At 70.9% G+C, this 12,885-nt stretch carries 11 protein-coding genes; 8 read left to right on the top strand and 3 right to left on the bottom strand.

What is annotated here, in order from left to right:
* The first annotated feature begins 82 nt into the window (after nucleotides 1-82).
* The gene (gene fdhD / locus ACZ4N5_RS07420; protein ID WP_467756144.1) at nucleotides 83-946 is read left to right on the top strand and encodes a formate dehydrogenase accessory sulfurtransferase FdhD; all 864 of its coding nucleotides are present in this window, start codon (nucleotides 83-85) and stop codon (nucleotides 944-946) included.
* A gap of 74 nt (nucleotides 947-1,020) precedes the next feature.
* Here the strand turns inward: fdhD and ACZ4N5_RS07415 are convergent, their stop codons facing one another.
* Nucleotides 1,021-1,836, bottom strand: coding sequence for a LysR family transcriptional regulator (locus tag ACZ4N5_RS07415; protein WP_467756143.1), 816 nt, complete (start codon nucleotides 1,834-1,836; stop codon nucleotides 1,021-1,023).
* Nucleotides 1,837-1,976: 140 nt separating this feature from the next.
* On the opposite strand from ACZ4N5_RS07415, the gene ACZ4N5_RS07410 reads away from it, so the two are divergent.
* Nucleotides 1,977-2,705: an SDR family oxidoreductase gene (locus ACZ4N5_RS07410; RefSeq protein WP_467756142.1), complete on the top strand. Its 729-nt coding sequence runs from the start codon at nucleotides 1,977-1,979 to the stop codon at nucleotides 2,703-2,705.
* A 25-nt stretch (nucleotides 2,706-2,730) separates the two neighbouring features.
* On the opposite strand, the gene ACZ4N5_RS07405 is transcribed toward ACZ4N5_RS07410, so the two are convergent.
* Nucleotides 2,731-3,273 (bottom strand): isochorismatase family protein, encoded by a 543-nt coding sequence (locus tag ACZ4N5_RS07405; protein ID WP_467756141.1) that lies wholly within the window; start codon nucleotides 3,271-3,273, stop codon nucleotides 2,731-2,733.
* A 413-nt stretch (nucleotides 3,274-3,686) separates the two neighbouring features.
* Here ACZ4N5_RS07405 and ACZ4N5_RS07400 point away from each other — a divergent pair, with 413 nt between their 5' ends.
* Both ACZ4N5_RS07400 and ACZ4N5_RS07395 read left to right on the top strand, forming a co-directional pair.
* Nucleotides 3,687-5,522 carry an exo-alpha-sialidase gene (locus tag ACZ4N5_RS07400; protein ID WP_467756313.1) on the top strand — a complete coding sequence of 612 codons (1,836 nt, stop codon included), beginning with the start codon at nucleotides 3,687-3,689 and terminating at the stop codon, nucleotides 5,520-5,522.
* 10 nt (nucleotides 5,523-5,532) lie between these two features.
* Nucleotides 5,533-6,765, top strand: coding sequence for a DUF4185 domain-containing protein (locus ACZ4N5_RS07395; RefSeq protein ID WP_467756140.1), 1,233 nt, complete (start codon nucleotides 5,533-5,535; stop codon nucleotides 6,763-6,765).
* Here ACZ4N5_RS07395 and ACZ4N5_RS07390 read toward each other — a convergent pair.
* A complete protein-coding gene (locus ACZ4N5_RS07390; RefSeq protein ID WP_467756312.1) occupies nucleotides 6,698-7,813 on the bottom strand; it encodes a bile acid:sodium symporter family protein in 1,116 nt (371 codons plus the stop codon). The two genes, ACZ4N5_RS07395 and ACZ4N5_RS07390, sit on opposite strands and share 68 nt — an antisense overlap.
* 171 nt (nucleotides 7,814-7,984) lie before the next feature.
* Here ACZ4N5_RS07390 and ACZ4N5_RS07385 point away from each other — a divergent pair, with 171 nt between their 5' ends.
* From ACZ4N5_RS07385 to ACZ4N5_RS07370, 4 genes are all read left to right on the top strand, one after another.
* A complete protein-coding gene (locus ACZ4N5_RS07385) occupies nucleotides 7,985-8,857 on the top strand; it encodes a LysR substrate-binding domain-containing protein (protein WP_467756139.1) in 873 nt (290 codons plus the stop codon).
* 306 nt (nucleotides 8,858-9,163) lie between these two features.
* Nucleotides 9,164-10,990: an AMP-dependent synthetase/ligase gene (locus ACZ4N5_RS07380; protein WP_467756138.1), complete on the top strand. Its 1,827-nt coding sequence runs from the start codon at nucleotides 9,164-9,166 to the stop codon at nucleotides 10,988-10,990.
* Nucleotides 10,991-11,175: 185 nt separating this feature from the next.
* Nucleotides 11,176-12,003, top strand: a complete 828-nt coding sequence (locus tag ACZ4N5_RS07375) for an aldo/keto reductase (RefSeq protein ID WP_467756311.1) — start codon at nucleotides 11,176-11,178, stop codon at nucleotides 12,001-12,003.
* Nucleotides 12,004-12,178: 175 nt separating this feature from the next.
* Complete coding sequence (locus ACZ4N5_RS07370) at nucleotides 12,179-12,874, top strand: glycoside hydrolase family 75 protein (RefSeq protein WP_467756137.1); 696 nt, start codon at nucleotides 12,179-12,181, stop codon at nucleotides 12,872-12,874.
* Nucleotides 12,875-12,885 lie beyond the last annotated feature (11 nt).

Raw genomic sequence — 12,885 nt, 5'->3', positions numbered from 1 at the left:
CGATCCGGTGACCCGCACGGCAACCGCCGCAGGAAGGGCCGATCCGGCCGGCCGCACGTACGGAAGCGGGACTGATCAGGACATGGGACGAGTCACGGAACGACGCAAGGTGATCCGCATCCGGGACGGGGCCGTGAGCACCCGACCGGACACGCTCGTCGCCGAGGAACCGCTGGAGATCCGCCTCAACGGCAAGCCTCTGGCGATCACCATGCGCACCCCGGGCGACGACTTCGCGCTGGCCGCGGGCTTCCTGGTGAGCGAGGGGGTACTGGGCCGGGCCGACGAGCTGCAGAACATCGTGTACTGCGCGGGGGCCACGGTGGACGGCTCCAACTCGTACAACGTCGTCGACGTGCGGACGGCGCCCGGTGTCGTCATCCCCGACATCAACCTCGAACGCAATGTGTACACGACGTCGTCGTGCGGCCTGTGCGGCAAGGCGAGTCTGGACGCGGTCCGTACGACGGCCCGCTGGACCATCGACGACACGGAGGGCGGCACCACTCCCCCGGTGCGGCTGGAGCCCGAGCTGCTCGCGTGCCTCCCCGACCGGCTGCGCGCGGCCCAGCGGGTCTTCGACCGGACCGGGGGCCTGCACGCGGCGGCCCTGTTCACGGAGGAGGGCGAGCTGGTCGACGTGCGCGAGGACGTGGGCCGGCACAACGCGGTCGACAAGCTGGTCGGCCGCGCCCTGCAGAACGGCACGCTCCCGCTCTCCCGGGCGGTCCTGCTGGTCTCCGGCCGGGCGTCCTTCGAGCTGGCGCAAAAGGCGGTGATGGCGGGCATCCCGGTGCTGGCGGCGGTGTCCGCTCCGTCGTCGCTTGCCGTCGACCTGGCGGCGGAGACCGGCCTGACCCTGGTCGGCTTCCTGCGCGGCGCCAACATGAACGTGTACGCGGGCGAGCACCGCATCGCCCTGCGGGCCGCGGCCGCCCAGGGCTGACACCGGCTCCCCGCGACACGGCGGCGGGGCCCCGAACGGCGGGGAGCGCCCCCTGCGCCGGAGGGGGCCCCGCCTCAGCCCCGGACCCCCGCGATCTCGGCGAACGCGGCGATCAGCGGCGTGCGGCGACTTCTCTCCCAGGCCAGGAACACCTGGTCGGGTGGCGCGTCCGTGACCGGTACGTACGTGATGTCCGGGCGTGAGTACTGCTCGGCGACGGACTCCGGTACGAGGGTGATGCCGGCACCGCCCGCCACCCGCTCGAACTTCTCCTCGATGGTCCGGATCGGCAGATCGTCCGGCCCGGGGTCGGAGTAGCGCAGCCAGGCCTCGCCCTCCAGATCGGCGAGGACGAGTTCCTCCTTCCCGGCGAGCCGGTGGGCCGCCGGGAGCATCGCGACCCGGGCCTCGTCGAACAGGGGCAGCAGCGCGAGCCCCTCCTCCTGGATGGGCCGGCGTACATAGGCGAGGTCGACGGTCCCGTCGAGGATCAGCTGCTCCTGGTCGTCCCATTCGACCCGGCGCGCCTGCATGTCGACGTCGGGATGGGCGGCGCCGAAGGCCCGCAGGGCGTGGGTGACGACCACTCCTGCCCGGAAGCCCACCACGAGCCGGCGCGGCCCGCGCGCCGCGCGCCGCACCCGGCGGCGGGCCACGTCGGCGCTGGCGAGCAACAGGCGTGCGTCCTGCAGGAGTTGGCTCCCCGCTGCGGTCAGCGCCACACCGCGGCTGTCCCGTTCGAAGAGCACCGCGTCCAAGTCTTTCTCCAGTGCCCTGATCTGACGGCTCAGCACCGGCTGGGCGATGTGCAGCCGCTCCGCCGCCCGCCCGAAGTGCAGCAGTTCGGCCACCGCCACGAAGTAGCGGACCTTGCGCAGGTCGAGATCCATGAGCGCCTCTTCCGTCGTAGCGCCGACGATGCCTTCAGGGTATCGCCGACGCCGAAAGAGGTCTTGGACGGCGGAGCAAGGCCACGAGCAGGCTTGGAGACACCGGGAAGAACCCGGGAATCACGTGGAAGGGAACCGACATGGGCCACAGGGGTCTGCAAGGGCAGCGGGTCGTCGTGATCGGCGGCACGGCGGGCATCGGGCTCGCGGTGGCGGAGGCGGTCGCACGGGAGGGAGCCGAGGTGGTGGTCGCCTCGCGGCGCCGGAAGAGTGTGGACGCCGCCCTGGAGCGGCTGCCGTCGGGCGCGGAGGGGCATGTGCTGGAGGCGACCGACGAGGACGGCGTCCGCGGCTTCTTCGACCGGATCGGCGGTTTCGACCACCTGGTCTACACGGCCGGCGAGTCACTGCTGCTGGAGAGTCTCGCCGAGTCCGATCCGGCGCGGGCCCGGCGTTTCCTGGACACCCGCCTTTGGGGCGCGTACACGGCCGTCAAGTACGGCGCCCCGGCGATCCGCGAAGGCGGCTCGGTCGTCCTGACCACCGGCACGGCCGGGCGTCGGCCGATGCCGGGGACCACCGTCGCGGCGAGCCTGTGCGGGGCGATGGAGTCGCTCACCCGCGCCCTCGCCCTGGAGCTCGCGCCGATCCGGGTGAACGTGGTCGCGCCGGGAGTGGTCCGCACCGGGCTGTGGCGGGACCTGCCGGAGGAGGACCGCGACGGACTGTTCGCGTCCGCCGCCGCGTCGCTCCCCGTCGGCCGGGTGGGCGAGCCGGACGACATCGCCGAGGCCTATCTGTATCTGATGCGCGGGGGCTACAGCACCGGTTCGGTCGTCGTGGTCGACGGAGGCGGCGTACTGGTGTGAGAGCCCCCGCCGGCTCAGGTGCGGCTCATTCCGTGATGAGGCGCACCTCGCCGGCGGTCACGACCGTGCCGAGACGCGGGAAGTCCAGACGGACGGAGGCGTCGTGCTCGGGGGCGGTGAACGCGGCCATCGCGTCCTCCACGAAGACCAGGTCGTAGCCGAGGTCACCGGCGGCACGTGCGGTCGACTCGACCCCCAGGTTGGTGGCGATGCCGCCGAACACCAACGTGGAGACGCCGTGTTCGCGCAGCCGCTCGTCGAGGCCGGTGCCCTGGAACCCCCCGATGGTCCGCTTCACGATCTCCAGATCACCCTCGGCGGCGAGTCCGGCGACGAGTCCGCTGCCGGGCGGCTGCTCCGGGACTCCGGACCGCTCGACCCGGATCAGTACGACGAGCGCGCCCGCCTTCCGGAATGAGGTCGCCAACTCCTCGGCGATGGCGAGAACTTCGGTCCCCTTGTGCGGCGCCAGCGGCAACGCCACGAAGCGCTCCATCAGATCGACGAGCACGAGGGCGGTGCGCGCCGGGTCGAGGGCGAGGCGGGGTTCGGTTTCGGGTGCGGTCATGACGGAACGTTAGCCCGCATCAGCCGTCCGTACCGGAAATCCGGATCAACAAGCCCGTGAACGGTTCTCCGTCAGCCGGACTCACGGACGCCGAAATCTGGCGTGAACACGACCGGTGCATGCTTCTTGTGGGGTGCGTGAGGGCCCAAGTAGCGTCTGCGGCGCGAACGTTGGACGTGGGATGTCCGGAGAATCCGGATTGCCCAGCCGCCGTACGAAGGGCAGGTCGCACCATGCCGTCACGCCTTTGCACCCGTCTCAGATCCACCTTCGCCACCCGCCCGGGACCCCGCTCCCGTACTCGCCTGCGATCTGTCTTTCCCGCCCGACCGGGACCAGGCTCACGCCCTCGTCCGAGACCCGCCTTCGCCGCCCGTCCGGGACCCCGCTCCCGCACTCGCCTCCAAGCCGCCCTGACCGCCGCTCTCAGTGTCGCCGCGCTGGTCGCGCTCCCGGGTACGGCGCGAGCCGAAGCGGCCGCGCCGGGCGGTGAGTTCGAACAGCAGGTGCTGTTCAAGGCCTCCCAGGATCCGGGCTACGCCTGCTTCCGCATCCCGTCCGTCGTACGGACGACCGAGGGAACGCTGCTGGCGTTCGCCGAGGGACGTGTCCGCAACTGCGGCGACGCGGCCGACATCGACATCGTGGTGAAGCGCTCCAGCGACGGCGGGCGCACCTGGAGCCCGCTCCAGGTCGTCAACGACGGGGGCGGGGACACCCACGGCAACCCCACACCGATCGTGGACCGTGAGACGGGCCGGATCGTGCTGGCGGAGACGTACAACACGGGCCGTACGGACAGCGCGAGCTGCTCGGTGCCGTGCGACCGCACCCCGCATCTCCAGTACAGCGACGACGACGGACTCAGCTGGTCGCGGCCGCGCGACCTGAGCGACGAGATCCTGCCCGCGAACTGGAACTCCTGGTACGCCACCGGCCCGGTGCACGGCATCCAGCTCACCCGCGGCCGGCACGCGGGGCGACTCGTCTTCGCCGTCAACACCGAGACCTGGAACGGCAGTCGGGTCACCGCCAACAACGCCGCGCTCATCACCAGCGACGACGGCGGCGACCACTGGGACATCGGTGCGAACGACTCCTGGCCGATCGCGGACGACGGCACCTTCCGGCAGAAGCCGTCCGAGATGACGCTCACCGAGCGGACCGACGGATCGGTCCTGGTCAGCGGTCGTGAGCAGGACGGCACCGACCTCGGGCACCGCACCCAGGCGGTCAGCAGGGACGGCGGCGACAGCTTCGTCTCCCCCTTCCGTGACGTCCCGGACCTCTACGCGCCCCAGGTGCAGGGCTCGACCCTGCGCGTCGGCGACCGGATCCTGCTGTCCTGCCCCGCCGACCCGGACCGCCGCCGGACCATGATGATCCGCTCCTCCTACGACGGCGGGCGCACCTGGGACAGCGTGGACCGCGGAACGGTCGTCACCACCGACTGGTCCGGCTACTCCGACCTGGTGCGCGTCGACGGCGACACCGTGGGCCTGATGTACGAGGGCGGCGCGGTCGACGCGCGCGACGAGATCCGCTTCGCCCGCTTCACCGAGGACTGGCTCCAGCCGCGCCGTGGCCCGGACCCGACGACGGCCGACCTCGCCCCCTTCACCCGGCGGGCGGCGGTCCTCGGCGGCGCGGGGCAGACGGCGGGCGTCCTCGGTGACGCGATGGAGTTCGACGGCACCGACGACGCCGTACGGCTGCCGTACCAGGACCGACTGCCGCTGGGGACGAAGGACTTCACGGCGTCCCTGTGGTTCCGCTACACGGCCACCGGCGGTGAGCAGCCGCTGCTGTGGATGGGCGGGATCGGTACGACGCAGCCGCAGGTGTGGCTGCGCGGGGAGCCCGCGTCCAACCGGATCACCGGTCTCATCACCACCAGGAACGGCGCGTCGCCCCCGGCCACGGCGTTCGTGCGCACCACGGGCGCGTTCAACGACGGCCAGTGGCACCATCTGGCGCTGCGCCGCGGCGGGGGACAGCTCACGCTGTTCATCGACGGGACGACGATCAGCACGGCGGACGTGCCCGGATCGGTGAGCCGGAACTCGCCGTTCGGGGTGCACATCGGGCAACGGATGGACAGCCGGGCGTACTTCACCGGCGCGATCGACGATGTGCGCGTCTACGACCGGGCGCTCAGCGACGACGAGCTGTCGGCGGCGCCCTCGCGGCAGGTGACCCGGGACACCGTCCTGTGGCTCCCCATGGACCATGTGAGCGGGGACCACTAACGTCCCGTACGTGCCCGACGACGCACGAGCGCGACGGCGGAACGGGACCGGGTTCGGCATCCTGCTGGCCCTGGTCTCGGCGGCCGTGCTGCTCACCGCTCTCCCGGACCACGACCGGGAGGGCGGTGCCACGTGCGGCGCCCGCACCCTCACGTCCTGGGCCGCGAACGCCCGGCTCACGGGTGAGTTCGCCCGGTACGGCGACGACGGTACCCGCGCCGACGACTGGACCGGCGGCGACGGAACCCACTCGGTGCGACTGCCCGACGGCCGGGTGCTGTGGCTGTTCTCGGACACCTATCTCGGCCTGGTGCACACGCCTCCGAACCCGGTCGGCGAGTCGTACGCCTGGCGCGACGCGAGCACCCCCCTGGTGCGCAACTCGGCCGTCGTGATGTCCCGCGGCGGCCGGCTGCTGACCACGCTGCCCGCGCCCGTCTTCCCCGACCCGGCACCCCTGCAATGGCGCTGGCCGGTCGCCGCCCGTGTCGAACCTCGCTCCCCCGGCTCGGACCGGAGCGTCGTCCGGGTTCTGCTGTGGACCCGGACGGCCGGACAGGCGCCGTGGATCTACGGCGTGCCCACCGCCACCGAGGTCGCGACGCTCTCGCTGCCCGGACTGCGCCTCGAAGGCATCACCACGGTCCTGGACCAGCGGACGGTCACGGACCCTTCCCGGCGCGTGCTGTTCGGCACCGCGGCCGTCGACGCCGGCGCGTGGACGTATGTCTTCGGGGGCGACGACGGCCGGGCCGCCGCGCGCCCTGCCTCCCGGGCGTACGTGGCGCGGGTGCCGCGCGGCAGGCTCGGCGAACCGGGGGCCTGGGAGTACTGGGACGGTTCGGCGTGGACGGTGCGCGGGCGTCCGGCACCGGTGCTCGGGGACGGCCGGCGCACCGGCGTGGGCAGCGCGTTCACCGTGGTGCGGGACGGCGGCACCTACGTCCTGTTCACGATGGCGACGGGCGCCGCGGGCCTGACCACGATCACCTCGTACTGGGCGTGCGCGCCGGCCGGGCCCTGGCACGGGCCCACCCGGAGCTTCAGCCCGTCACTGCCGGGGGGCGACGTGGCCGCGTACAACCCGCAGGCGCACCCGGAGCTGAGCGAGAGCGACCGGGTCGTCCTCAGCTACGACGTCAACTGGCTCGGCGCCACGGGCGCGGCGGCGAATCTCAGCCGGAACGTGTCCCTGTACCGACCGCGATTCGTGACGTTGCGGCTGGGGAGACCTGGGACCTAGCGGACCCGCCGGACCCGCCCGCACCGCCGGCCGTACCGCCCGTGCCCGTCGTCCCCCCGGTGCCGGACGGCTGGTTCGGACCGGTCGGGCCCAACTCGCCGGTCACCTCGGGGTCGCGGGCGCGGCGCTTGGCGATCACCGCGCACACCATGAGCTGCATCTGGTGGAAGAGCATCAGCGGGAGCACGGCGAGCGAGGCGTGCGCGCCGAACAGGACGCCGGCCATGGGGAGCCCGGAGGCGAGCGACTTCTTGGAACCGGCGAACTGGATGGCGATCCGGTCCTCCCTGCCGAAGCGCAGGGCCTTCGCGCCGTACCAGGTCAGGGTGAGCATCACGCCGAGCAGCAGCGCCTCGACGACGAGGAGTCCCGCCAGCCGGACGGCGCTCACCTGGTGCCAGATGCCCTGCACCATGCCCTCGCTGAACGCGGTGTACACGACGAGCAGGATCGAGCCGCGGTCGACGTAGCCGAGGACCTTCTTGTGGCGGGTGATGAAGGCGCCGATCCAGGGGCGCAGCAGTTGCCCGGCCACGAACGGCACCAGCAGTTGCAGCACGATCCTGACGACCGAGTCGGTCGAGAACCCGCCGCCGCTGTTGCCGAGGAGGACCGCCGCGAGCAGCGGGGTGATGACGATGCCCGCGAGTGACGAGAAGGAGCCCGCGCAGATCGCCGCGGGCACGTTGCCGCGGGCGATCGAGGTGAAGGCGATGGAGGACTGGATGGTCGAGGGGACGAGGGTGAGGAAGAGGAGGCCGGTGTAGAGGTCGTGCGTCAGGAGCACCGGCTCCAGTCCGCGGGCGGCGAGGCCGAGCAGCGGGAACGCCACGAAGGTGCAGATCAGCACAGTGCCGTGCAGCCGCCAGTGTTTGAGTCCGGCCACCGCCTCATGCGTGGACAGCCGGGCGCCGTACAGGAAGAAGAGGAACGCGATGGCGGCCGTGGACGCGCCCGAGGCCACGTCCGCTGCCGTACCGCTCGCCGGGAACAGGGCGGCGAGGCCCACGGTCCCGAGCAGCAGCAGGATGTAGGGGTCGACCGGCATCCAGCTCGGCCACTGCAGGCGTTTCACGGTGCTCCACTGCTCGGTTGCTCGGTTCGGTGCGTCTGTTCGTCATCGGCGGGTCGTGCCCTCTCCATCGTCCCCTCCCGGGCCGAGATCGGGAATCCGTCATACCGCTCTGACTGTCATCACGTATCGCGATAACGTGGGGGTGTGTACGACCCTTCCCAGCTGCGTACGTTCCTGGCGGTGGCCCAGACGCTGAGCTTCACGCAGGCCGCCCGGCGGCTGGGAGTGCGCCAGTCCACGGTCAGCCAGCATGTGCGCCGGCTGGAGGACGCCGCCGGGCGGCAGTTCTTCTCGCGCGACACGCACTCCGTGGAGCTCACGGAGGACGGCGAGGCGATGCTCGGGTTCGCGCGGCGGATCCTGGAGGTGCAGGAGCAGGCGACGGCGTTCTTCACCGGGACACGGCTGCGCGGGCGGCTGCGCTTCGGCGCCTCCGAGGACTTCGTGCTGACCCGGCTGCCGGAGATCCTGGAAGGGTTCCGTTCCGACCATCCCGAGGTGGACCTGGAGCTGACGGTCGAGCTCTCCGGCACTCTCCACGAACAGCTCGCCGCCGGGCATCTCGACCTGGTGCTGGCGAAGCGGCGGCCCCAGGACCCGCGCGGCGAACTCGTCTGGCACGACCGCCTGGTGTGGATCGGCGCCCAGCGGCTGCGGCTGGACCCGGACCGCCCCGTCCCGCTGATCGTCTACCCGCCCCCGGGCATCACCCGCGCGCTCGCCCTCGAAGCACTGGAGCGCCAGGGCCGGCCGTGGCGCATCGCCTGCACGAGCGGCAGCCTCAACGGCCTGATCGCGGCGGCCCGCGCGGGTCTCGGCGTGATGGCCCACTCACGGGGACTGGTGCCGCCCGGCCTGGTCCGGGTGCCGGAGCGAGCGGGGCTCCCGGAGCTCGGCGAGGTCGACTTCGTGCTGGTGCACGGCCATCGGCGGCCTTCCGCCCAGGGGGCCGCGGACGCGCTCGCGACGGCGATCCTCGCGGGCGGGGACCGGCTGCACCGGGGACAACGGAGCTAGGGCCTGCCTTGTCCGGGGCGCGGGGAGAGGTTGGACGGGGTCCGCAACGGTGGCGGAATCGGATGTTCCGATTCTGCTCCCGGGAGGGTCGCGTATCGGCCTCGGGTCGTAGGGATTCCGTGGAGATTGCGGACCCGAAACCTACGGAACCGTAAGGAATTCTGTCCTACCCCTCCCCTTGTGGGGGCATTTTCCGTGGTTGACCTGTGCGGACGCCGCACCCCTCGGCGGTTCGAGGCCCCTCCCGTCCTGTCGCATGGTGGGGTAGCTTTCACGGCGCTGTGCGGAGCGCCACGAGGAGCGGTATTGCGCGAGTTCACCAACCCCCCGTTGGCGTCGGCGCCGCCGGTGGGCGGCCTGGCCGACGTCGTCTTCGACCATGCCCAGGAAGACCCGCTCCACATCGCGCTCGGCCGCAAGGACGAGCAGGGACAGTGGCGCGACGTCACCTCGGCCGAGTTCCGGGACGAGGTCCTGGCCCTCGCCAAGGGCATGCTCTCCCAGGGCATCCGCTTCGGCGACCGGGTCGCCATCATGTGCCCCACCCGCTACGAGTGGACGCTGTTCGACTTCGCTTTGTGGACGATCGGCGCCCAGGTCGTGCCCATCTACCCCACGTCCTCCGCCGAGCAGGTCTTCTGGATGCTGCACGACGCACAGGTGTCGGCGGTCATGGTGGAGCACGAGGACCACGCCATGACCGTCGCCACGGTCGTCGACCGGCTGCCCCAGCTGCACAAGCTGTGGCAGCTCGACGTGGGCGCGGTGCACGAGCTGTACGAGGCGGGCGCGCACCTGGACGACGAGGTGGTCCACCGGCACCGCCGCGCGGTCACCCCCGAATCGATCGCGACGATCATCTACACCTCGGGCACCACCGGGCGCCCCAAGGGCTGTGTCATCTCGCACGCGAACTTCATGTTCGAGGCGGACACCGTCATCACCCGCTGGGAACCCGTCTTCCACTCCAAGCGCGGCGACGAAGCGTCCACCCTGCTGTTCCTTCCGCTCGCGCACGTCTTCGGGCGGATGGTGCAGATCGCCGCCTTCCGCGGCAAGGTCAAATTCGGACACCAGCCCCAGCTGAACGCGGCCGCGCTGCTGCCGGACCTGGCGGCCTTCCGGCCCACCTTCTTCCTCGCCGTGCCGTACATCTTCGAGAAGGTCTTCAACGCCGCCCGCCGCAAGGCCGAGAATGAGGGCAGATCCGGCCCCTTCGAGAAGGCCGTCGACGTCGCCGTGCGCTACGCGGACGCCATCGAGTCCAAGGCCTGGGGCATCGGTCCCGGCCCCTCGGCGAGCCTGCGCATGCAGCACCAGGTCTTCGACAAGCTCGTCTACTCCAAGGTGCGGGCCGCGATGGGCGGCCGGGTCAGGCACGCGATGTCGGGCGGCTCGGCGATGGACCGGCGGCTCGGGCTGTTCTTCGCGGGCGCGGGCGTCACCATCTACGAGGGGTACGGGCTCACCGAGTCCACGGCCGCCGCGACCGCCAACCCGCCCGAGCTCACCCGGTTCGGCACGGTCGGCCAGGCGATCCCCGGCACGACCGTGCACATCGCGGACGACGGGGAGATCTGGCTGAACGGCGGCAACGTGTTCCAGGGCTACCTCAACAACGACAAGGCCACCGACGCCACCCTGCACGACGGCTGGCTGGCCACCGGCGACCTCGGATCCCTGGACGAGGACGGCTACCTCACGATCACCGGGCGCAAGAAGGAGATCCTGGTGACCTCCGGCGGCAAGAGCGTCTCGCCGGGCGTGCTGGAGGAGCGGGTGCGCGACCATCCGCTGGTCGCGCAGTGCATAGTGGTCGGCAACGACCGGCCGTACATCGCCGCGCTCGTCACCCTCGACTCCGAGGCCGTCGAACACTGGCTCCAGATGCGCGGCAAGCCTCCGCTGTCCGCCGGCGATCTGGTGCGCGACCCCGATCTGGAGACCGAGGTGCGGCGCGCCGTGGTCGCCGCGAACACACTGGTCTCGCAGGCCGAGTCGATCCGCACGTTCCGGATACTGGCCAACCAGTTCACCGAGGAGCACGGCCTGCTGACGCCGTCGCTGAAGCTCAAGCGGAAAGCGATCGAGAAGGCGTACTCGGCCGAGGTCGAGGCGCTCTACCGGACGTAGTCCGGGCGGCACCGCCGGACCGAATCCGAGGCCGAGGGCCCTCGGCGTTCCGGCACGATTGATCGGATCATTTCAGCCAATCTCTGATTCGTCGGACCGGGAGCCCGGTCAGGAATGCATCACGACCCGTGATCGTTGACGATACGAGTACCACCCGACGACTGAAGGATCGAGAGCTCGTGAGCATGGTCCCCCCGATCATCCTGAACAACGGCGTCGAGATGCCGCAACTGGGCTTCGGCGTCTGGCAGGTGCCGGACGACGAGGCGGAGCGAGCGGTCGCCACCGCGCTGGAGTCCGGGTACCGCAGCATCGACACAGCGGCGATCTACGGCAACGAAAAGGGCACAGGCAAGGCCGTCAACGCCTCCGGCATCGCCCGCGAGGACCTCTTCGTCACCACCAAGCTCTGGAACAGCGACCAGGGGTACGACTCCGCGCTGCGCGCCTTCGACACCTCGCTGGACAAGCTCGGCCTGGACTATGTCGACCTGTACCTGATCCACTGGCCGACGCCGTCCCGGGGCACGTACGTCGACACGTTCAAGGCCTTCGAGAAGATCTACGCGGACGGCCGCGCCAAGGCCATCGGCACCTCGAACTTCCTCCCGGAGCACCTGGCGAAGCTGATCGACGAGACGTCCGTCATCCCGGCCGTCAACCAGATCGAGCTGCACCCGCACCTCCAGCAGCGCGCGGCCCGTGAGTTCCACGCCGAGCAGGGCATCGCGACCGAGGCCTGGTCGCCGCTGGGCCAGGGCAAGGGGCTCCTGGAGGTCCCGGCGATCATCGCCATCGCCCAGAAGCACGGCCGCACTCCGGCCCAGATCGTCCTGCGCTGGCACCTCCAGCTGGGCAACATCGTGATCCCGAAGTCCGTGACCCCGTCCCGGATCAAGGAGAACATCGATGTCTTCGACTTCTCCCTGGACACCGAGGACATCGCGGCGATCTCGGCCCTGAACGAGGACCGCCGCATCGGCCCGGACCCGGCCGCCTTCGACATCGGCTGACCGGCCCGCCCGCGGCCCGCCGCCGGCCCGGATGCTCACCGCATCCGGGCCGGCGGCTTTTTCGCGTCCCTGGACCAGACCAACTGGGCCGCAGGTATTGACGCGGTCATGCAAGGAGGGCCACTTTGTACGGCAACCCGGTAAGGAAAGTTTCCTAACAGAAGGGTCCCCCACAGTGCGCACTCGAACACTGACCCTGGCCGCGGCCGTCGGCGCGGCGCTGCTCGCCGTCGCCACGCTCCCGGCCAGCGCCTTCGGCACCGTCAACCCCCGCTCGGCACAGGAGGGTTCGGTCAGCGCGTCCGCCCTCCTCGCCAAGGTGACGTCCTGTTCGCAGATATCGAGCGGCAAGTACAAGACCGACGACGAGACCTCGGCCACCGTCCCCGTCTGCGGCAAGAACGGCGCGGTGTTCTGGAAGGCCGACATGGACATCGACTGCGACGGCCAGGTCACCAGCAAGTGCAGTTCCACCACCGACCCCTGGTTCCAGGACGACACCGCCTTCCACCAGTCCAACGGCCGGCCGCTGCGCGCCGACTCGCTGCCCTACGTCGTCGTGCCGAGCACCAGCAGCATCTGGAAGTACACGAGTTCGGGCATCAAGGGTGGCGGTGTGGTCGCCGTCATCTACAACGGCAAGGTCGAGTACGCGGTGGTCGGCGACACCGGACCGACGAAGATCATCGGTGAGGCGTCGTACGCCACGGCGAACGCGCTCGGCATCGACCCGGACCCGGAGACGGGCGGGGCCGATTCGGGCGTGACGTACATCCTGTTCAAGAACTCTCAGGTGTCCCCCATCGAGAGCCACAGCGCGGCCGTGTCGCTCGGGGACTCGCTGGCCAAGCAGTTCCTCGCCAACAACTGAGCACCTGCCCG

Source organism: Streptomyces sp. NPDC026500, assembly GCF_055567635.1.
This window is presented reverse-complemented; position numbering and strand designations above follow the sequence as displayed.